Origin of the sequence: Paraburkholderia sp. SIMBA_027, from assembly GCF_046535315.1 — a bacterium.
GTDB classification, from domain to species: Bacteria; Pseudomonadota; Gammaproteobacteria; order Burkholderiales; family Burkholderiaceae; genus Paraburkholderia; species Paraburkholderia tropica.
Map to the genome: position 1 here is coordinate 1 of NZ_JAWRWY010000606.1, position 271 is coordinate 271.

General features: G+C 59.4%; 1 protein-coding gene. It reads right to left on the reverse strand.

All coding sequences use genetic code 11. The features are described from left to right. Positions 1–181 (reverse strand): hypothetical protein (locus tag SB764_RS40435; RefSeq protein WP_410866817.1); only part of this gene is annotated, 181 nt, incomplete at its 3' end. Positions 182–271: the final 90 nt, after the last annotated feature.

Sequence of the window (271 nt, forward strand, 5' to 3'; positions counted from 1 at the left end):
GGCGCGCGTATGGCAACCCACATCGCTCGCAAGCGTCAAGGCTTCGATTATCTGTTCGCGCGTCAGCATCGCTTTGCTCCGTCGTGAAAACGCCATTTTGTGGCACAAATGCCCCGCGCAACAGATTGCCGCCACCCTCCGGATAGCTATCGAACACCATGCCGGCAAGCTTCCCGCTCATACTCGGGGCACCTCCGTCAAGTGCAGGCGATAGACGTTCGAATCCGCACGGCGCAACTGCCGTTCGATCAGCCCAGCTTTCTCCAGTGTG